This is a genomic window from Streptomyces sp. TP-A0874 (assembly GCF_001748085.1).
Taxonomy (GTDB): Bacteria; Actinomycetota; Actinomycetes; order Streptomycetales; family Streptomycetaceae; genus Streptomyces.
The window spans coordinates 85,535-105,393 of sequence record NZ_BBZK01000014.1 but is presented as its reverse complement, the minus strand read 5'-3'; the positions used below and the strand labels follow the sequence as shown (position 1 = coordinate 105,393).

Annotated in this window: 13 protein-coding genes; 11 read left to right on the top strand and 2 right to left on the bottom strand. The window is 69.5% G+C overall.

What is annotated here, in order from left to right:
• Window positions 1-76 precede the first annotated feature (76 nt).
• On the top strand, window positions 77-1,570 hold the full coding sequence (gene hflX, locus BGP73_RS20930; protein ID WP_069817251.1) for a GTPase HflX: 1,494 nt from the start codon (window positions 77-79) through the stop codon (window positions 1,568-1,570).
• A gap of 189 nt (window positions 1,571-1,759) precedes the next feature.
• Here the strand turns inward: hflX and BGP73_RS20925 are convergent, their stop codons facing one another.
• Window positions 1,760-2,923: a trypsin-like serine peptidase gene (locus tag BGP73_RS20925; protein WP_069817249.1), complete on the bottom strand. Its 1,164-nt coding sequence runs from the start codon at window positions 2,921-2,923 to the stop codon at window positions 1,760-1,762.
• A 401-nt stretch (window positions 2,924-3,324) separates the two neighbouring features.
• Here BGP73_RS20925 and BGP73_RS20920 point away from each other — a divergent pair, with 401 nt between their 5' ends.
• The 3 genes from BGP73_RS20920 (at window position 3,325) to BGP73_RS20910 (ending at window position 9,406) form a co-directional block, all read left to right on the top strand.
• Window positions 3,325-5,304: an IucA/IucC family protein gene (locus BGP73_RS20920; protein WP_244501301.1), complete on the top strand. Its 1,980-nt coding sequence runs from the start codon at window positions 3,325-3,327 to the stop codon at window positions 5,302-5,304.
• Between the two features lie 198 nt (window positions 5,305-5,502).
• The gene (locus tag BGP73_RS20915; protein ID WP_069817247.1) at window positions 5,503-7,206 is read left to right on the top strand and encodes an IucA/IucC family protein; all 1,704 of its coding nucleotides are present in this window, start codon (window positions 5,503-5,505) and stop codon (window positions 7,204-7,206) included.
• A gap of 184 nt (window positions 7,207-7,390) precedes the next feature.
• Window positions 7,391-9,406 (top strand): ATP-dependent DNA helicase, encoded by a 2,016-nt coding sequence (locus BGP73_RS20910; RefSeq protein ID WP_069817245.1) that lies wholly within the window; start codon window positions 7,391-7,393, stop codon window positions 9,404-9,406.
• Between the two features lie 265 nt (window positions 9,407-9,671).
• Here BGP73_RS20910 and lexA read toward each other — a convergent pair whose 3' ends face one another.
• Complete coding sequence (lexA, locus tag BGP73_RS20905) at window positions 9,672-10,457, bottom strand: transcriptional repressor LexA (RefSeq protein WP_069817242.1); 786 nt, start codon at window positions 10,455-10,457, stop codon at window positions 9,672-9,674.
• A gap of 569 nt (window positions 10,458-11,026) precedes the next feature.
• Between lexA and nrdR the strand changes: the two genes are divergently transcribed.
• The 7 genes from nrdR to BGP73_RS20875 all read left to right on the top strand — a co-directional run bounded on the left by nrdR (window position 11,027) and on the right by BGP73_RS20875 (window position 19,790).
• Window positions 11,027-11,596, top strand: a complete 570-nt coding sequence (gene nrdR, locus BGP73_RS20900) for a transcriptional regulator NrdR (RefSeq protein WP_244501300.1) — start codon at window positions 11,027-11,029, stop codon at window positions 11,594-11,596.
• A 113-nt stretch (window positions 11,597-11,709) separates the two neighbouring features.
• On the top strand, window positions 11,710-14,592 hold the full coding sequence (locus tag BGP73_RS20895) for a vitamin B12-dependent ribonucleotide reductase (RefSeq protein ID WP_069817240.1): 2,883 nt from the start codon (window positions 11,710-11,712) through the stop codon (window positions 14,590-14,592).
• 328 nt (window positions 14,593-14,920) lie between these two features.
• Window positions 14,921-15,064: a hypothetical protein gene (locus BGP73_RS23235; protein ID WP_170837901.1), complete on the top strand. Its 144-nt coding sequence runs from the start codon at window positions 14,921-14,923 to the stop codon at window positions 15,062-15,064.
• 112 nt (window positions 15,065-15,176) lie between these two features.
• The gene (locus BGP73_RS20890) at window positions 15,177-16,292 is read left to right on the top strand and encodes a tyrosine-type recombinase/integrase (protein WP_079127732.1); all 1,116 of its coding nucleotides are present in this window, start codon (window positions 15,177-15,179) and stop codon (window positions 16,290-16,292) included.
• Window positions 16,289-16,615, top strand: a complete 327-nt coding sequence (locus BGP73_RS20885) for a helix-turn-helix domain-containing protein (protein WP_069817233.1) — start codon at window positions 16,289-16,291, stop codon at window positions 16,613-16,615. Before BGP73_RS20890 ends, BGP73_RS20885 begins: the two co-directional genes overlap by 4 nt.
• On the top strand, window positions 16,612-19,005 hold the full coding sequence (locus tag BGP73_RS22800; protein WP_069817231.1) for a hypothetical protein: 2,394 nt from the start codon (window positions 16,612-16,614) through the stop codon (window positions 19,003-19,005). The genes BGP73_RS20885 and BGP73_RS22800 overlap by 4 nt, the downstream gene beginning before the upstream one ends.
• Window positions 19,002-19,790, top strand: a complete 789-nt coding sequence (locus tag BGP73_RS20875) for a hypothetical protein (protein WP_069817229.1) — start codon at window positions 19,002-19,004, stop codon at window positions 19,788-19,790. Before BGP73_RS22800 ends, BGP73_RS20875 begins: the two co-directional genes overlap by 4 nt.
• Window positions 19,791-19,859: the final 69 nt, after the last annotated feature.

Below are 19,859 nucleotides of genomic sequence, written 5' to 3'. Positions count from 1 at the left end.
GGCCGGAGCCGGGGGAATCTCCCGAGCGCACGCGGCGTTGTCCGGACAAGGACTTAATCCCAAGCCAAAGGATGCAATGACCTCCTCTTCTTTCTCTTCCCAGGACGCCCAGCGCCGCTCCGAGAGCCTCCGGGCCGACGCCTTGATGGAAGAGGACGTCGCTTGGAGCGATGAGACCGACGCGGAGCGCGACGGCGGGCAGTACGACCGCTCGGACCGTGCGGCGCTCCGGAGGGTCGTGGGCCTGTCCACCGAACTCGAGGACGTCACCGAGGTCGAGTACCGGGAACTGCGCCTTGAGCGCGTGGTTCTCGTCGGAGTGTGGACCTCCGGCTCGATCCAGGACGCGGAGAACTCCCTCGCCGAACTCGCCGCGCTCAGCGAGACCGCCGGCGCGATGGTGCTGGACGGCGTGATCCAACGCCGCAACACCCCCGATCCGGCCACCTACATCGGTTCGGGCAAGGCGCTCGAACTGCGTGACATCGTCCTGGAGACCGGCGCCGACACCGTGGTCTGCGACGGAGAACTCTCTCCAGGGCAGCTGATCCACCTTGAGGACGTCGTCAAGGTCAAGGTCGTCGACCGCACGGCCCTGATCCTCGACATCTTCGCCCAGCACGCCAAGTCCCGAGAGGGCAAGGCACAGGTCTCGCTGGCCCAGATGCAGTACATGCTGCCCCGGCTGCGGGGCTGGGGCCAGTCGCTCTCCCGGCAGATGGGTGGCGGTGGCTCCGGTTCCACCGGTGGCGGTATGGCCACCCGCGGCCCCGGTGAGACCAAGATCGAGACCGACCGGCGCCGGATCCGCGAGAAGATGGCGAAGCTCCGCCGGGAGATCGCGAACATGAAGCGGGGCCGGGACGTCAAACGGCAGGAGCGCAGGCGCCGCCAGGTCCCCTCGGTGGCTATCGCCGGCTACACCAACGCCGGCAAGTCCTCGCTGCTCAACCGGTTGACCGGGGCTGGGGTACTGGTGGAGAACTCGCTCTTCGCCACCCTGGACCCGACCGTTCGCCGGGCCGAGACCCCGAGCGGGCGCGGCTACACGCTCGCCGACACCGTCGGCTTCGTCCGCCACCTCCCGCACCACCTGGTGGAGGCATTCCGCTCCACCATGGAGGAGGTCGGTGACTCCGACCTGATCCTGCACGTGGTGGACGGTTCACACCCGGCGCCGGAGGAGCAGTTGGCCGCCGTCCGCGAGGTGGTCCGCGACGTGGAGGCGGGGGACATCCCCGAGATCGTGGTGGTCAACAAGGCCGACGCCGCCGACCCGCTGGTCCTCCAACGGCTGCTGCGGGCGGAGCCGCACTCGGTGGTGGTGTCCGCGCGCACCGGACAGGGGATCGACGAACTCCTCACGCTGATCGAGGAATCGCTGCCGAGTCCCAAGGTGGAGGTCGAGGCGCTGCTGCCGTACACCGAGGGCGGCCTGGTCTCCCGGGCGCACGCGGACGGCGAGGTGCTCTCCGAGGAGCACACCGGCGAGGGCACCCTGCTCAGGGCAAGGGTGTCCGAGGAACTCGCCGCCGATCTTCGACCCTACGCGCTCGCCACGCTGCGTTAGACCGGGACCATGCGGGCCATGCGGGTCTCCGTGCCGCACGGAGACCCGCACGCCATGCCGTGAGCGACCGGAGACAGACGGCGTGATCGGGGACAGACACGGGCGTGAGCGGAGACAGACGGAGGGCCGTGGGCCCGTGCCACCAAGGGGCACGGGCCCACGGCCCTCTGCGCGTCGTTTCCCGGAGACTCAGTTGCCGGCGAACTTGTCGCTGACGGCGGTGTAGACGGCCTTGGCCTCCGAGCCGAGCCGTGGTCCGGCGAGCCAGCCGTTGCCGCTGGCGGGACCGATGGAGGTGTTGGACACCAGCGCCGGCTGTCCGTTGGCCTGCGGTGCGAACCAACCGCCTCCGGAGGAACCTCCGGTCATCGTGCAGCCGATGCGGTACATCGTGGGCAGCCCGGCCTTGATCGACAGTCGGCTGGGGTTGTCGACGCAGGAGTGCATCTTGACCCCGTTGTAGGGCGGCGCCGCCGGATAGCCCCAGGCACCCATGGTGTCGAGCTCCGTGATGGCCGGTGCCGCGAACTCGACCGGCAGTGCCGCTCCCACGGTCTCCTCCAGGGACTTGCCGCCCCCGTTCTCCGGCTGCACGTGGAGTACCGCGAAGTCGTAGGGTGCGCCCTCACCGCCGGAGTTGGAGCCACCGGAGATCCACTGGCTCGAGGTGGAGGCCCAGTCGGCCCACCACTGGCCGTACGGCGCGATCTTCTCGCGCGGGGTGCTGGAGAGTTGGGAGGGCTCCACACCGGTGTCGTTGAAGGACGGGACGAAGGCGATGTTCCGGTACCAGCCGCCGTCGCTGCCCGAGTGCACGCAGTGGCCGGCCGTCCAGACCAGGTTGGACTTGCCCGGGTTCTTCGGATCCTTCACGACCGTGGCCGAGCAGACCATGGCCCCCTTGGGGCTGTCGAAGAACACCTTGCCCACCGGGGCGGCGTTCTCGTGGTACGGCGTGGGGACGGGCTTCGCGGTGACGGGGGCGGGCACCGGGTCGGTGACGCCCTGCTCGTTGAGAGCCTCGGGGTTGACCTCGTTCGCGGGATCCTTCGCCTTGTGCATGCGCTCCGGATCCCAGAGGTTGTCGATGATCGGGTTGATGAAGTCGCTGGCTTCACGGAGCCAGTTGTCCCGGTCCCAGTCCTTCCAGGCGCCGCCCTTCCACTTCTCCAGATCGACACCCAGACCGCGCAACCGCTCCTTCAGCCCCTTGGCGAGGTCGCTGTTGCTGTGGTCGGCAGTGGAGTCGGGCTTGCCGCCCGCCTCGTCCTGCGGATCGCACGCGGTCGCGGTGAGTGTGAGTGCGGCGACCAGCGCGGCGGCGGCGAGAGCCGGCCGGCGTATCGATGCCATGGGTAGAACTCCCCCTGGAGGAACGGAAGGACGGAACGGTCCTGAGGTTGACGGCTTGCTGAGGCCACTATGCCGGTGAAGTTGAGGACGGCTGCGGCCGGCCCTCGGTTCCGGGCCGCCCCTCCGAGCTTCTCCCCACCTGGCCCGTGTTCCTTCGCCCGCACCGTCGTTGTCCCTACAGGGACGGTCCTCAGCCGTAGGACGGGAGGGGCGATCAACGGTGGACGGGACAGCCGGTTCCGCCCCGGTACCGCTCCGTCTCCACGGGGACACCGCACCCCGCCGAGCGGTCCGGACGGCGCCGGGAGTCGGCCGCCGTACCGCGGTCGGTCGGGATCCCCGTGGTGACCGACGGCCGGCCGTCCAGCCGGAAGGACTCCCGCCATGGCCGTTCCCCACCGATGACCGAGAAGGAGGCGGTGAGTCGCCCCGGCCAGAAGCCGGGAGCACTCGCCGGTCAGCCCATGAACACCGATGAGCCCAGGAACGTGCTGCCCGGACGGTCCGACCAGGGGCGGGCGACCGAGCCCACCGTGCCGCGCCAGAGCGGCGCCGGCGCCGGAGCGGGCCGCGCAGTCGATCCGCTGGACCATCCGGACCCGGTGGCGGCGGCGGACGCCGCCACCGTCGAGAACCTGCTGCGCTGCTGGGTGCGCGAACACGACCTGCCGCGCCCCCCGGCCGCCTGGTTGCGCATCGACCTCGCGGCGACGGGCGGAGCCCTGCTGGCGCCGGTCAGGTACTGGTCGCCGACCGGATGGCACCGCTTCGGCCCGGCCCTTCTGGAGAACGCGCCCGCCGACGCTCCGACGGTCGACGCGGTCACCCTCGCGGCGCTCCTCAGCAGGGAGGCCGACCACCGCCACCGCCGCTCGGTGGCGGACGACCGGGGCGCGGCCACACATCCCGGTCCGGTGGCCGCCTCGGAGGCGGGCCGCGAAACAGTGGCCCGAGTCGCCGACTCCGTCCGCCGTACCGCAGTCTTCCTCGCCGACCGGAGGGCGCACCCGGCAGCGGCGCCCCACCCCGGGCCGACCGACCGCTACCTGGAGGGCGAGCAGTCCCTCATCCTCGGGCACCCGCTCCACCCGACCCCCAACAGCAGGGAGGAGCTCTCCGAGAGCGAGTGCCGTGCCTACTCGCCTGAGCTGAGGGGCTCCTTCCCCCTGCACTGGTACGCCGTCGACCGGTCGGTGCTGGCCACCGACTCGGCCTGGACCGAGCGCGGCCGCGGTGTCCCCGCCGAACAGCTCGCGCTCCGACTGGCCGGCCCCGGCCTGCCACTGCCCGAGGGCTGTGCAGCGCTGCCGCTCCACCCGTGGCAGGCGCGTCAGCTGCGGAGCAGGCCGGCCGCCGCCGAACTCTTCGCCAAGGGACTGCTGCGCGACCTGGGCCCGTACGGCCCCGACTGGCACCCGACCTCCTCGATCCGGACGGTCCACCGGACGGGTGCCTCGGCGATGCTCAAGCTCTCCCTCGGCGTACGGATCACCAACTCCCGCCGTGAGAACCTCCGCAAGGAGCTGCGTCGAGGGGTGGAGGTGCACCGCCTGCTCCGGACCGGCCTGGGACAGGAGTGGCAGAGCGTCCATCCGACCTTCGACATCATCCGGGACCCGGCGTGGATCGCCGTGTCCGACCTGGACGGCGAACCCCTGCACGGGGCCGACGTGGTCGTCCGCCACAACCCCTTCGGCCCCCTGGACGACGCCGTCTGCCTCGCAGGGCTGGTCTCCCCCCGCCCCTGGCCCACCTCGGGCCCACCGGTCACCCGCTCCCGACTGGCGGACCTGATCGAACGACTCGCCGACCGAGCCGGGCGACCGGCCGGGGTGGTGGCGGTGGAATGGCTGCTGCGCTACCTGCGGACGGTGGTCCGGCCCATCCTGTGGCTGGACGGCGTCGCGGGGGTCGCGTTGGAGGCGCACCAGCAGAACACGCTCGTCCTGCTCGACCCCGAGGGATGGCCGGTCGGCGGGCGCTACCGGGACAACCAGGGGTACTACTTCCGGGAGTCGCGCCGTGACCAACTCGACCGGCGGCTGCCCGGCATCGGTCTGGAGAGCGACACCTTCGTCTCCGACCAGGTCACCGACGAGCGGTTCACCTACTACCTGGCTTTGAACAACGTCCTCGGCCTGATCGGCGCGTTCGGTTCGCAGCGGCTGGCCGACGAACAGACGCTGCTCGCCGCCTTCCGCGGGTTCCTCGTCGAGGAGGCGTCCGGCAGCGGATCCCCGCTCCCGGAACGGCTTCTGGACTCTCCGACCCTCCGCTGCAAGGCGAACTTCCTGACCAGGCTGCAGGGGCTCGACGAACTCGTCGGCCCGGTCGACACCCAGTCCGTCTACGTCACCCTCGCCAACCCGGTGGCCCGGTGAAACCGGCAGCCCCGTCCGCTCCAAACTCTTCCGACGGCCCAGCCGGCCACCGCCGAGTCAACTGGTGCCGGCCGCGCAGCGGACCCGCGCCTCACTGACCACCACCCCGCACCACCGGCACCCCGAACCGAGGAGGACCAGACCGTGTCCGCAACCCCGCCCCCCGGCGCAGCCGACTGGGAACGAGCCGGCCGTCGGATGCTCGCCAAGATGTTCGCGGAGTTCGCCTACGAGGAGATCATCACACCGGAGCCGGACGGTGACGCCCTCGACGAGTACCGCCTCACCGTCAGGCCGGACGTCACCTACCGCTTCCGGGCCGCCCGCGGCTGCTACGGCCACTGGCGGGTCGACCCGGACTCGATCAGCCCGTCCGCCGATCCGTTGAAGTTCCTGAGCGAGGCCCACGACACCGTCCTGGGACTCACCGGAGACACCACCGGCCACCTGCTGCGCGAACTCACCGCGACCCTGGCCGCCGACGTACGGTCGGCGGCCACCGCGCTGCCCGTCGGGCAACTCGCCGATCTCGGCTCGGCCGAGCTGGAGGGCCACCAGACCGGCCACCCGTGGATCGTGGCGAACAAGGGGCGGATCGGCTTCTCCAGCCAGGACGCCGCCGAGTGGGCGCCGGAAGCACGGACCTCGCGGAGGCTGCCCTGGCTGGCCGTCCACCGGAGCCTCGCCCGGTACCGAGGCGTCCCCGGCCTGGACACCCCAGACCGCCTCTACGCCGAGGAACTGCCCACCACCGCCCGGGCCCGCTTCGCGCGGACAGTCGCAGAACTGGGGAGGGACCCCGAGGAGTACCTCTGGCTCCCCGTCCACCCGTGGCAGTGGGACGAGAGCATCGCGACCCTCTTCGCACCACAGATCGCGGCCGGAGAGATCGTGCCGCTCCCCACCGACGGCGACCTTCGGCTGCCCCAGCAGTCCATCCGGACCTTCCTCAACAGCAGCCGTCCCGAACTGCGCTCGGTCAAACTCCCGCTCTCGGTGCTCAACACCCTGGTCTGGCGGGGCCTGCCCACCCAACGGACGCTCGCGGCCCCGGCCGTCACCGGCTGGGTGCACGCCATCCGCGACTCGGACCCCTTCCTGGGCGAGGAGACGCGGGTCGTCCTGCTCGGTGAGACCGCCTCGGTCACCGTGGAGCACCCGATCTACGACCGACTGCCGGGCGTGCCCTACCAGTACCGGGAACTGCTCGGATGCATCTGGCGGGAGCCGCTGGAACCACAGCTCGCGCCGGGTGAGCGGGCCCGGACCCTCGCCGCCCTGCCGCACACCGACCCCCAGGGCCGGTCGTTCACCGCCGAACTGGTCCGCCGCTCCGGTCTCGAGCCGCAGGTCTGGCTGCGCCACCTCTTCGCCGCCCTGCTCCCGCCGCTGCTGCACTTCCTCTACCGCTACGGCACGGTCTTCTCCCCGCACGGTGAGAACGCCATCGTCGTCTTCGACGAGCGGGACGTACCCGTCCGGCTCGCGGTGAAGGACTTCGTGGACGACGTGAACATCAGCGCCGAACCCCTGCCCGAGCACGTCGGCATGCCCGCCGAGGTGCGGCAGGTGCTGCTCACCGAGGCGCCGGGGTTCCTGCCGCAATTCATCCACTCCGGGCTCTTCATCGGGGTCTTCCGGTACCTGGCTCCACTCTGTGAAGCACAACTGAAGGTGCCTGAGGCGGAGTTCTGGGCGTTGGTCCGCGAGGAGATCCTGCGGTACCACGCGCGCTTTCCGGAGCTCAAGGAGCGGTTCGAGGCCTTCGACCTGCTCTCCCCGCGGATCGAGCGCCTCTGCCTCAATCGCAACCGACTCCACATGGACGGTTACCGCGACCGCTCGGAGCGTCCGCACGCAGCGGTCCACGGAACCGTGCCGAACCCCCTCCACGGAGTCTGAGGCGGTCGCCGCCGCCCGCACGGGCTGGGTACGACCGCCGGGGTGTGAGGGCGACCGGTGCGCCGCACCCCGCCATACCGGGCGGGGGCGCCCGGCAAGGGGGCCATCGGCTGGCGCCTCCGGCGCCTTCCGGTCCCGCAGGAGATCACCGGCAGTCGTACCCAGTCGTTAGGGTGGAGCAGCTATGACGAAGCCTTCTCTCTCCGACCTGCTGCACGCGGCCGTCACGGCGGTCGGCGGCACCGAGCGTCCCGGCCAGATCGCCATGGCCGAGGCCGTTGCCGAGGCCGTCGACGACGGCTCCCACCTGCTCGTGCAGGCCGGTACCGGCACCGGTAAGTCACTCGGCTACCTGGTGCCCGCACTGGCACAGGGCCAGCCGGTGGTCGTCGCTACGGCGACCCTGGCGCTCCAGCGTCAGCTGGTGGAGCGGGACCTGCCGCGCACCGTGGAGGCGCTGCACCCACTGCTGCGCCGCCGGCCCGAGTACGCGATGCTCAAGGGCCGGTCGAACTACCTCTGCCTGCACCGCTTGCACGAGGGCGTCCCGCAGGAAGAGGAGGAGGGGCTCTTCGACGTCTTCAAGTCCGCCACGCCGACCAGCAAGCTGGGCAAGGACCTGCTGCGGTTGCGGGACTGGGCCCAGGAGACCGAGACCGGAGACCGGGACGGCCTGACCCCCGGGGTCTCCGACCGGGCCTGGGCCCAGGTGTCGGTCACCTCCCGGGAGTGCCTGTCCGCCGCGAAGTGCGCCTACGGTGCCGAGTGCTTCGCCGAGGCGGCACGCGAGCGGGCCAAGCTCGCCGAAGTGGTGGTGACCAACCACGCGCTGCTCGCCATCGACGCCATCGAGGGCGCCCCGGTGCTACCGGAGCACGAATTGCTGGTCATCGACGAGGCCCACGAACTGGTCTCCCGGGTGACGGGTGCCACGACCGGCGAACTGACTCCGGGGTCCGTCAACCGGGCGGTGCGGCGCGCGGCGAAGTTGGTCGACGAGAAGGTCGCCGATGACCTGCAGACCGCGGCCGAGAGCTTCGAGCGGCTGATGGAGCTGGCCCTGCCGGGCCGGCTCGAGGAGATCCCCGAAGACCTCGGCTACGCTCTGAGCGCCCTGCGGGACGCCGCCCGCACGGTGCTCACGGCCCTCGGTAACACCCGGGACAAGTCGCTGGCGGACGAGGACGCGGTCCGTCGGCAGGCGGTGGCCTCTGTGGAGAACGTCCACGCGGTGGCGGAGCGAATCGTGGCCGGGGCGGAGGACGACGTCATCTGGTACGAACGCCACGACCGCTTCGGAGCCTCGCTGCGGGTGGCTCCGCTGTCGGTGGCCGGGCTGCTCCGGGAGAAGCTCTTCACCGACCGCTCAGTGATTCTCACCTCGGCGACTCTCAAGCTCGGCGGCGACTTCAACGGAGTCGGCGCCTCGCTCGGGCTCGGCCCTGAGTCCCCGGGCGTTCCCGAGTTGCCAGGCGGCCCCCGGCAGGCTGACCCGAACGGCGAGGACGGCCCGCGGTGGCGGGGGCTCGATGTCGGCTCACCCTTCGACTACCGGAAGCAGGGGATTCTCTACGTCGCCCGGCACCTCTCACCGCCCGGCCGGGAGAGCAGCCGTACCGACATGCTCGGAGAACTGGCCGAGTTGGTGTCGGCGGCCGGGGGACGGACTCTGGGGCTCTTCTCGTCGATGCGTGCGGCACAGGGGGCGGCGGAGACACTCAGGGCCGAGCTGGAGGTGCCGATCCTGCTTCAGGGGGAGGAGACGCTTGGCGAGTTGATCCGACGGTTCGCCGAGGATCCGCGGACCTGCCTGTTCGGCACCCTTTCGCTGTGGCAGGGGGTCGACGTCCCCGGCGCCAGTTGCCAACTGGTGGTGATGGACCGGATCCCGTTCCCGCGGCCGGACGACCCACTGATGGGGGCTCGTCAGAAGGCCGAAGAGGAGAAGGGTGGGAACGGGTTCATGGCCGTCGCGGCCACGCACGCGGCGCTGCTCATGGCTCAGGGGGCCGGGCGCCTTATCCGGGCCTCCGGAGACCGAGGGGTGGTCGCCGTACTGGATCCCCGGCTGGCGACCGCACGCTACGGCGGTTTCCTGCGCGCCTCGATGCCGGACTTCTGGTGCACCACCGACCGTAACCAGGTGCGGCGCTCGCTGGCAGCGATCGACGCGGCGGCTACCGGGGATGAGGAAGGTTGATCCCCGGCGGCTGCTCTTGAACGGTCGGGCGGAACCGAGGCGTGATCTCGCTTGTTCTGGCGGCCGGTAGTTGACGTGCGGCTGTCGCAACCGGCCCGGGGCGCTGATGGCCGGCTAGGTTTCCTGGCGGGGTGTTGGGCGACCCTCGTCGCCGTCGCCGTTTCAGGGGTGGAGCAGGACCTTCTGACGGTCCGCGGCAGGCCACTCAACGGCCGAGGTCCCCGGAGCCGGCACAGTGGTTCCGGGGACCTCGGTTCGGAGAGGGTCAGACGCGTCGCAGTACGGCGACCACCTTGCCGAGGATGGTCGCGTCGTCGCCGGGGATGGGCTGGTACGAGGCGTTGTGCGGCAGCAGCCAGACATGGCCGTCCTCCCGCTTGAAGCGCTTGACGGTGGCCTCGCCGTCCAGCATGGCGGCGACGATGTCGCCGTTCTCCGCGACCGGCTGACGGCGGACCGTCACCCAGTCGCCGTCGCAGATCGCAGCCTCGATCATCGAGTCGCCGACCACTTTCAGGACGAACAGTTCGCCGTCACCGACCAGCTGCCGAGGGAGGGGGAAGACGTCCTCGACGGACTCCTCGGCGAGGATCGGGCCACCGGCGGCGATGCGGCCGATGAGCGGCACGTAGGAGGCGGCGGGCTTGCCCGCAGTGTCCGCGGGGGGAGTCTGCGCACCGTCCGAGCCGCGGACCTCGTACGCGCGGGGCCGGTGCGGATCGCGGCGGAGGAAGCCCTTGCGCTCCAGGGCCATGAGCTGGTGGGCGACGGAGGAGGTGCTGGACAGCCCGACCGCCTGGCCGATCTCCCGCATGGACGGCGGATAGCCCCGCCGCTGCACGGAGTCACGGATGACCTCGATCACCCGCCGCTGCCGCTCGGTCAGCCCCGAGCTGTCCGCCCTGATGCCCGGAGGTCGGCCGGGGAGGGAGCGGGCGGGCTGCTGTCCCTCGGATTCCGTGGCTGATTCCGTCATCGGCGGTGTCTGTTCGAGTCCATGCTGGGAGCGGTCCTCTGCGGTGATGGTGGCGCTCTCTGCGGCGGTGGTCACGTCGGCCCCTCTCGATATGTTCTCCCTAGCTGGACAACGGTAGTTGCTTTCGAAAGGTTGCGCCAAACACACGTTCGAGTGAAAATTATGGGTTTACCTGACGCGATCAGAGGGTCGGGTGTATGGAGCGTGTGTCCGGTTCTTTTCGGCCCCTTCTCGCCCCGCCGCTCTGCCGCCACGGGGCGTCCGTGGACCGCCCCCGGGATCCGGTGCCCGGTGCACCGTATCGTCGGCGCCTGGGCGCCGCCGACCCCCGGGGCTTGCCGTGGTGTCGTCACGCAACGTGATGTCGGTGGCCCTCTGTGGGGCGCGGCCGACGGACGTCGATAGTGTTTGGGCGGGCCCGGTCGGTCGACACGCGGGATAGGGTGCAGCTGGCTGCCGACTACCAGATCTAGTGGTTAGATAGCCGCTGACCACCCATAAGTTGTGGTCCCCGGGTCTCCACGCCCGGTGGGTATCGCCTATGCTGGTGGGAGAATCCGAGAGAGTCCCCCGGGCCTTTCGGAGCCGTGGAGTCGCGCTGTGCCGTGCGCCGGTCACCGAGGGTCGAGGAGGGAGGGAGAGGTATGCACTGCCCCTTCTGCAGGCATCCCGACAGTCGTGTCGTCGACAGTCGCACCGCCGATGACGGAACCGCTATCCGCAGACGGCGCCAGTGCCCGGACTGCTCCCGCCGCTTCACCACGGTGGAGACCGCGTCGCTCATGGTGATCAAGCGCAGCGGGGTCACCGAGCCGTTCAGCCGGGACAAGGTCATCTCCGGAGTGCGCAAGGCGTGCCAGGGGCGCCCGGTCACCGAGGACGCCCTCGCCAAGCTCGGCCAGCAGGTCGAGGAGGCGGTGCGGGCCACCGGGAGCGCCGAGCTGTCCACCCATGACGTGGGGCTCGCCATACTCGGTCCGTTGCAGGAGTTGGACCTGGTCGCGTACCTGCGCTTCGCGTCGGTGTACCGGGCCTTCGACTCCCTTGAGGACTTCGAGGCGGCAGTGGCCGAACTGCGGCAGCAGCGGCAGGACCCCGCGGCCGAAGACCCGGAGGCGGCGGACGAGGTCCCGGCCGCCGGTCGCCGGGTGCCCGGGCCGCAGGCCGAGCCGGAGACCGCGGGGGCGCGGGCCGGCGGCCATCGGGCCGACTGACGGCCACCTAGACGTGCGGGGGCGTGGGCAGCGTTCCGGCGGATCAGAACAGACACCGTGCCAAGGAAGAACCGGGCACAGCAGGGCGTTTTTCGCCCGTACAGGGAGGCGGCATGACAGAGACGACGAGTGGCCCGGCACGGGGTTCGCGCTCCAGGGGAAGCAAGGCCAACAAGGGACTCCGTATCGAGCGCATCCACACCAGCCCCGGCGTGCACCCTTATGACGAGGTGGTCTGGGAGCGCCGCGACGTCGTCATGACCAACTGGCGTGACGGTTCGATCAACTTCGAGCAGCGTGGCGTCGAGTTCCCCGACTTCTGGTCGGTGAACGCGGTCAACATCGTGACGAGCAAGTACTTCCGCGGCGCGGTCGGTTCACCGGACCGCGAGTGGAGCTTGAAGCAGCTCATCGACCGGGTGGTCAGGACCTACCGGGAGAGCGGCGAGAAGAACGGCTACTTCGCCTCCCCCGCGGACGCCGAGATCTTCGATCACGAACTGGTCCACGCCCTGCTACACCAGATCTTCAGCTTCAACTCCCCGGTGTGGTTCAACGTCGGCACCCAGCAGCCGCAGCAGGTCTCGGCCTGCTTCATCCTCGCGGTCGAGGACTCGATGGAGTCGATCCTCGACTGGTACAAGGAAGAAGGGATGATCTTCAAGGGCGGCTCCGGAGCCGGGCTGAACCTCTCCCGGATCCGCTCCTCCAAGGAACTGCTCTCCTCCGGCGGCAACGCCTCAGGACCGGTCTCCTTCATGCGCGGAGCCGACGCCTCGGCCGGCACCATCAAGTCCGGCGGCGCCACCCGCCGCGCGGCCAAGATGGTGGTGCTCGACGTCGACCACCCCGACGTCGAGGCCTTCATCGACACGAAGGTGAAGGAAGAGGAGAAGGTCCGAGCGCTCCGCGACGCCGGTTTCGACATGGACCTCGGCGGCGACGACATCACCTCCGTCCAGTACCAGAACGCCAACAACTCCGTCCGGGTGAACGACGAGTTCATGCGGGCCGTGGAGCAGGGCGGAAAGTTCGGGCTGCGCGCCCGGATGACCGGAGAGGTGCTCGAGGAGGTCGACGCCAAGGCGCTCTTCCGCAAGATGGCCGAGGCCGCCTGGGCCTGCGCGGACCCCGGCATCCAGTACGACGACACCATCAACCGGTGGCACACCTCGCCGGAGTCGGGCCGGATCACCGCCTCCAACCCGTGCAGCGAGTACATGCACCTGGACAACTCCTCGTGCAACCTCGCCTCGCTCAACCTGATGAAGTTCCTGCGCGACGACGACGAGGGCAACCAGGCGTTCGACGCCGAACGCTTCGCCAAGGTCGTGGAGCTGGTCATCACGGCGATGGACATCTCCATCTGCTTCGCGGACTTCCCGACCCCGAAGATCGCTGAGACCACCCGCGCCTACCGCCAACTGGGCATCGGCTACGCCAACCTCGGCGCCCTGCTGATGGCCACCGGCCACGCGTACGACTCGGACGGCGGCCGGGCGCTCGCCGGCGCGATCACCTCGCTGATGACCGGCACCTCCTACCGGCGCTCCGCCGAACTGGCCGCCGTGGTGGGCCCGTACGAGGGGTACGCCCGCAACGCCGACGCCCACAAGCGCGTCATGAAGCAGCACTCCGACGCCAACGCGGACGCCAAGCGGGTCGACGACCTGGACACACCGGTCTGGGCCGCCGCCACCGAGGCCTGGCAGGACGTGATCCGGACAGGGGCCAAGAACGGCTTCCGGAACGCCCAGGCGTCGGTGCTCGCGCCCACAGGCACCATCGGCCTGATGATGGACTGCGACACCACCGGCGTGGAGCCCGACCTGGCTCTGGTCAAGTACAAGAAGCTGGTCGGCGGCGGGTCGATGCAGATCGTGAACAACACGGTGCCGAAGGCCCTCAAGCGACTGGGCTACCCGCAGGGGCAGGTGGACGCGATCGTCGACCACATCGCCGAGCACGGCAACGTCGTCGACGCCCCCGGTCTGCGGTCCGAGCACTACGAGGTCTTCGACTGCGCGATGGGGGAGCGCTCCATCTCCCCGCTGGGCCACGTCCGCATGATGGCGGCCGTGCAGCCGTTCCTCTCCGGCGCGATCTCCAAGACGGTGAACGTTCCCGAGTCGGCCTCCGTCGAGGAGATCGAGCAGGTCTACTTCGAAGGCTGGAAGCTCGGCCTCAAGGCGCTGGCGATCTACCGCGACAACTGCAAGGTGGGCCAGCCTCTCTCGACCAAGAAGTGGGAGGAGAAGGCCAAGGCGGAGCCCGAGCCGTCGAGTGGTCGGCCGGCCGAGTACCGTGCCGTCCGCAACCGCCTGCCCAAGGGCCGTCCCGGTATCACCACGTCCTTCACCGTGGGGGGCGCGGAAGGCTACATGACGGCCAACTCCTACCCGGACGACGGGCTGGGTGAGGTCTTCCTGAAGATGTCCAAGCAGGGGTCCACCCTCGCGGGCATGATGGACGCCTTCTCCATCGCCGTCTCGGTCGGGCTGCAGTACGGCGTCCCGTTGGAGACCTACGTCTCGAAGTTCACCAACATGCGCTTCGAGCCGGCCGGCATGACGGACGACCCGGACGTGCGGATGGCGCAGTCGATCGTCGACTACATCTTCCGCCGCCTCGCCCTGGACTTCCTGCCGTTCGAGACGAGGTCCGCGCTCGGCATCCACTCGGCGGAGGAGCGCCAGCGGCACCTGGAGACCGGCTCCTACGAGCACGCCGACGACGAGTTCGACGCGGAGACGCTCGCACAGACCGCTCCGCGCCGCCTGGAGGAGCAGCCGCAGCGGCCGTCGGCAGCCCAGGCGGCCCACGCTGCCGCCGCGACTCCGGCACCGAAGCAGGCGCACAGCTCCACCGAACTGGTCGAGATGCAACTCGGGGTGAACGCGGACGCACCGCTCTGCTTCTCCTGCGGCACCAAGATGCGGCGGGCAGGCAGCTGCTACCTCTGCGAAGGCTGCGGCTCGACCAGCGGCTGCAGCTGATACCGGGCGGAATTGCGTCGGATGCAACACCCGACGTAGCTGAATCTGAAGTGTGATCTCTGTGAGGGAGGGGCGTCAGCCCTGGGCTGACGCCCCTCCCTTTCCGCAGTTGGTACACCACGGCTGCGTTCTGAGGACACGCGTCGCGCCGAAGGCGCGAGAAGAGATCGTTCCAGGGGCTCAAGCCCCTGGAATGACGAACGCCCAGCCTTGTAGGAGGCCGGGCGGTCGTTGCAGTCAGGAACGTAATGTCCTGCGCGTGTAGGAACCTGCATGACATCACGTCCTGGTCTGCGATGCAAAAGCAACCAGGGAGGGAGTGATGAACATGACGAACAAGCGTCAGACCAGCAAGAAGGTTGCTGCGAAGGCCAGCAAGCAGCTGAACAGCCCGAAGTCGACCCCGGCGCAGAAGTCTGTGGCGGCCAGCGCGTTGTCGCAGACGAAGACCGGCAAGTCCAAGAAGAAGTGACACCTGGCCGCCCCGGGCCTACACCCGGGGCGGCCAGTCCCGTTTCCCCTGGCCAGGGACGCCGCCGTAACTGATTCAACGATGTTGCGTTAAATGCATCGTGAGTCGAGGGGTGGATCTTCCGGGTGCCGCGCACCTGGTGCTGGCCGACGGCGTCGTGCATCTGGAGCCGGAGCCAGCGGTTTTCGAGGCGATGCTGGACGGCTGGGCCCGGCAGCAGAGGACCCGGTTCCTGGATGAGGACGGGACGATCAAACCGCGGCTGTCGGTGGTGCGGCGGTTCGCGGAGTTCACCAACCAGTACCCCTGGCAGTGGGAACCTGCCGAGGTCGAGGCGTTCATCGACCACCTGAGGTCGCGCCGCAAAAAGTTCGCCGTGTCCACCGGGCGGAACTACCAGAACGCCCTCCGAATGTTCTGCGAGTACGCCACCGACGCTCGCTACGGCTGGCCCGTGCGCTGTCTGGAACGCTTCGGCCAGGCGCCCGTGCAGATCCTGCACGAGTGGAACACGGTCACCCACAGCAGCGAATACGAGGGCGACGCCAGTCGGCGCCCGCTGACCTACGACGAGGTCCAGGCCCTGTTCGACGCAGCGGACGCACGGGTCGACGAGATCCGGGCCCGGCGCCGCAAGGGATCCCTCGCCGCCCTTCGGGACGCGATCCTCCTCAAGACCATCTACGCCTACGGACTGCGCCGCCAGGAAGCATGCGGCCTCGACCTGGCAGACATGCGGCGGAACCCGAAGATGCCGCAGTACGGTCGGTTCGGCGGCCTGTTCGTACGCTACGGAAAGTCCTCCAAGGGCGGCCCGCCCAAGCGCCGCACCGTCTTGACCGTCCCTGAACTGGACTGGAGCGTCGGCCTCCTCGATCAGTACCTGGAGGAGGTCCGCCCGGCCTTCTCCCCGGGGAAACACCCCGCCCTTTGGATCACCGAACGCCGCGGCAGGATGTCGACCCGGCGTCTGGACGAAGCCTTCGAAACCGCCCGCAAGGCCGCGGATCTGCCGGAAGAACTCGACTTGCACGGGCTCCGCCACAGCTACGTCACGCATCTCGTCGAGTTCGGCTACCCCGAGCGGTTCGTCCAGGACCAGGTCGGCCACGCATACGCCAGCACTACCGCGATCTACACCGGCGTCTCGGACGAGTACCGCAACCGGCTGCTCCAGCGGGTGTTGAAGGAACGGCACGGCGATCTCTGGGAGGACGACGAGACGTGATCAAGAAGATGGGCTACCGCTGGCACCTGCGGCAGATCATGGCTACACGGCAGATGTTCCAGACCACCGACCTGGTCGGACCGCTCGCCGAACGGGGCATCACCCTCTCCCGCGAACAGGTCTTCCGCCTGGTCACCCAGCCCCCGCAGCGGCTGTCGATGGACACCCTCGCGGCGCTTTGCGACATCCTCGACTGCCAACCCGGCGACCTCATCGAGGTCCGGGTTATCAACGAGGAGATCCGCAAGACCGCAGATGAAGCACCGGTCCGGCCGTTGCCGACCGCCCGGCGGACCATGATCCGCCGGCCTGAGGGACTATGACCAAGGCCCGCGACCGCCGGAGAGTCGAACAGCGGCAGGCCGCCCTGGACCGGGTGATCACCGCCCTTATGGCCTCACTGCCCGGCCTCGAACGCGCGGAGGCCGTTCAGGCTGTCTCCGAGGCACGGGCCGCCCGAGGCATCCCGCTCCGCGACCTTGACCAGCACCTCGCCGACCACCCCGAGGCCCTAATCTCCGGCGAAGCCCACTGCCCGCCTGTCATAGTCCGCCTCGCCAAGATCCTGCACACCACGGGACACACAGCCGTGGTCCGGCCAGCCTGCACCGACTGCGGAAGATCCAACCTGGACCTCCCACGGCTCGGCCCCAACGGACGCCTCTGCCTCAACTGCTCCGCCCGCAGCAGCAAGGGCATCTGCGATCGATGCGGCCGCACCGACACCCGGCTCGCCGCCCGCCGAGCCGAGGGCCTCATCTGCTACTCCTGCTACCGCGTCGACCCGGACGTCGTCGAAGAATGCGTCGCCTGCGGCCAACTACGCATGCCGGTCGCCCGCCGCGCAGACAACTCGCCCCTCTGCGCGTCCTGCTGGACTGGCCCCCAGTACACCTGCGTGAGCTGCGGCATCCCCGGCCCAGCCAAGTCGAACGGCCCCGACGGGCCGCTCTGCGCGTCCTGCCACCACCAGCGACAGAAGCCGATCAAGGAATGCGGCCGCTGCGGACAAGTACGACGCATCGCTCGTCGAGCCACCGGCTCGCGGCCGGACATCTGCGAGGACTGCTACAACGGGCCCACCAAGACCTGCTCCTCCTGCGGGAAAGTCCGCCCCTGCCACCGCAGGACGGACGGCGCATGGACCTGCCGGACCTGCCGCCCGGGGCTGACCCAGGAGTGCTGCCGCTGCGGACGGGCCCGCCGCGTCCACACCCGCTGGCCGATCGGCCCGGTCTGCTCGACCTGCTACACCGTCGTGCTGGACGCGGCCGCAACCTGCACAGGCTGCGGCCGCCACCAGCCGCTGATCGGGATCGCCGAGGACGGCACCGGGATCTGCGGAGCCTGCGCGGGCACCGCCTTCGATTACACCTGCCGCACCTGCGGGCTCGGCGGCCGGACTTACGCCGGCGCGCAGTGCGCCCGCTGCGTCCTCATCGCCCGCCTCCAGCAGCTACTGTCCGGTCCCGACGGGCGCATCCCGGCACCGCTACAGCCGCTGCGGGACGCTCTCGCCTTGGCCGATCGTCCCCGCGGCATCCTGCACTGGCTCAAGCACATCCCGAACGCCGCCCTCGTCGCCAGCCTGGCCGCGTCCGGCGAACCGATCACCCACCAGCGGCTCGATCAGCTCCCGCCCAGCCGACACCTGCACTACGTCTGCCACACCCTCGTGCACCTCGGCGCCCTCCTAGAGCGCGATGAGGAACTCGACCGCATCCCCGCCTGGCTGGAGACGGTCTTGGCCGACCGTCCCGCCGGCCACGTCCAGCTGGTCCGTCCCTACGCACGCTGGCACTTGCTGCGACGAGCCCGACGACGCGCCGCCCAGCGCCGCCGCCCGGCGGAGCCGGGCTCGTTCCTCCGCACCCGCGTCCTGGTGGCCCTGGAGCTCCTTGCCTGGCTCGACGATCACGGCCTCGACCTGGGAGGACTTCGACAAGACGACCTCGACCGCTGGTTGGACGCAGGCAACACCCGCACCTACACGATCCGCTACTTCCTGTCCTGGACTACCGGCCGTGGCCTCACCGACAAGCTCGTGGTCCCTTCCATCCCACGTCAGCAGCCCAGCCAACTGATGGACGAAGACGGCCGCTGGCAGCTGCTGAAACGGTGCCTGACCGACTCCACCATGGCCCTGGACACCCGAGCCGCCGGCGCACTGATCCTGCTCTTCGGCCTGCACGCGTCCCACGTCCGGCACCTCTCCGCGCCCCAACTCAGCCGCCGCGACGGCAACAGCTACCTCACCATCGACCGGCACCCGATCCTGCTACCGCCCCGCCTCGCCAGCCTCCTCCACCAGTTGGCCGAAGCACCCCACACCCGGGCCGCCCTCACCCGCACCAACCGCGGCGAGCCTTGGCTCTTCCGCGGCCTCGTCCCCGGCCGCCCCACGTCCCAGACGGGCCTCAGCTCGAAACTCCTGCCCCACGGAATCGACACCCGGCCAGCCCGAAACGCGGCCTTGGTCGCGCTCGCTGGCGACCTGCCCGCACCGGTCCTCGCCAGCATCCTCGGCCTCCATCCCAACACCGCCTCCGCTGGTCAGGCTTCGCCAAGACCTCCTGGGCCGACTACCTCGCCGCCCGAGCCCACGACATGCGGACGCATCCGAGCAAGAATGTCCAGGACGGAGTCGCCCGTCTCCCTTCAAGCAGAAACACGCAGGACAACTGCCACTGACTCCGAGACCATCGGCCAATGACCACAGAACCGCATCTGCTGTCCCTCCGCATCATCGTGCCACCGCTGGGAAGCCGACACGGCACCGTGGAATGCCGACCGATCATCAACGGACGAGACATCCTGGCCGACGTGTTCGACGAGGGGCCGGCAGATGACCCTCGGTATCTGTTGGCGCCGGATTCGCCGCTTCACGCGACAGACACCCCCCGCGAGGTTCGGCTTGCCGAGGCCGAGTGCACGGAAGGTTGCTGCGGCGCTGTCTACGTGACCATCAGGCGCGAGGGACAACACGTGATCTGGAGCGGCTGGCGCAACCCGGATGAGGACGATATCGACCTCTCAGAGCTTCGATTCGACGTCAATCAGTACGACGCGGAGGTCCGCCGGGCCTCGACCGACCACAGCTGGGAGTGGCCGGCCCGAACGGTCGCCAGGCTGCTGGAGCAACGGCTCCGGGAGCGTGTCGGCTGGCTGACGACCTGGAAATGCGAACTGGGAGCCGTTTCAGCTTGGCACTGGGAACCTGACCAGATCAGTGTCTTCCTGTTCCATCCCGGCCGTTCCGCGATCAGAGAAGACCATCCCTGGCTTCAGTTCAGGATGATCCTTCCGGTCTCCGGAGATGACCCGGGTGACCAAGCAGAGCGCCTTGAGGCGCGTCTCACGGCCGAAGACCCTCGCGAGGTCGCCGAGGTTTGCGGCGGTTCAAAGGAGTTCGCCGATCAGCTCGGCTACCGCTGGCCAGGCCCGCGACGTCGAGCACGAAGCGCGGTTGAGGCGAGGAATACGACACGCCAGGAATAAGTGATCTCCGCCAGTAGCCGGGGCGGAGTCGCGTCTGATGCGGCGCTGAGGTACCAGCTGCCGACGGTG

What these genes read in the sequence shown, in the direction of transcription:
- nrdR (WP_244501300.1), top strand. Translation starts at nt 11,027, where the DNA reads ATGCACTGCCCCTTCTGCAGGCATCCCGACAGTCGTGTCGTCGACAGT.
- BGP73_RS22800 (WP_069817231.1), top strand. Translation starts at nt 16,612, where the DNA reads ATGACCAAGGCCCGCGACCGCCGGAGAGTCGAACAGCGGCAGGCCGCC.
- BGP73_RS20895 (WP_069817240.1), top strand. Translation starts at nt 11,710, where the DNA reads ATGACAGAGACGACGAGTGGCCCGGCACGGGGTTCGCGCTCCAGGGGA.
- BGP73_RS20925 (WP_069817249.1), bottom strand. Translation starts at nt 2,923, where the DNA reads ATGGCATCGATACGCCGGCCGGCTCTCGCCGCCGCCGCGCTGGTCGCC.
- BGP73_RS20915 (WP_069817247.1), top strand. Translation starts at nt 5,503, where the DNA reads ATGCTCGCCAAGATGTTCGCGGAGTTCGCCTACGAGGAGATCATCACA.
- BGP73_RS23235 (WP_170837901.1), top strand. Translation starts at nt 14,921, where the DNA reads ATGACGAACAAGCGTCAGACCAGCAAGAAGGTTGCTGCGAAGGCCAGC.
- BGP73_RS20910 (WP_069817245.1), top strand. Translation starts at nt 7,391, where the DNA reads ATGACGAAGCCTTCTCTCTCCGACCTGCTGCACGCGGCCGTCACGGCG.
- BGP73_RS20920 (WP_244501301.1), top strand. Translation starts at nt 3,325, where the DNA reads ATGACCGAGAAGGAGGCGGTGAGTCGCCCCGGCCAGAAGCCGGGAGCA.
- hflX (WP_069817251.1), top strand. Translation starts at nt 77, where the DNA reads ATGACCTCCTCTTCTTTCTCTTCCCAGGACGCCCAGCGCCGCTCCGAG.
- BGP73_RS20875 (WP_069817229.1), top strand. Translation starts at nt 19,002, where the DNA reads ATGACCACAGAACCGCATCTGCTGTCCCTCCGCATCATCGTGCCACCG.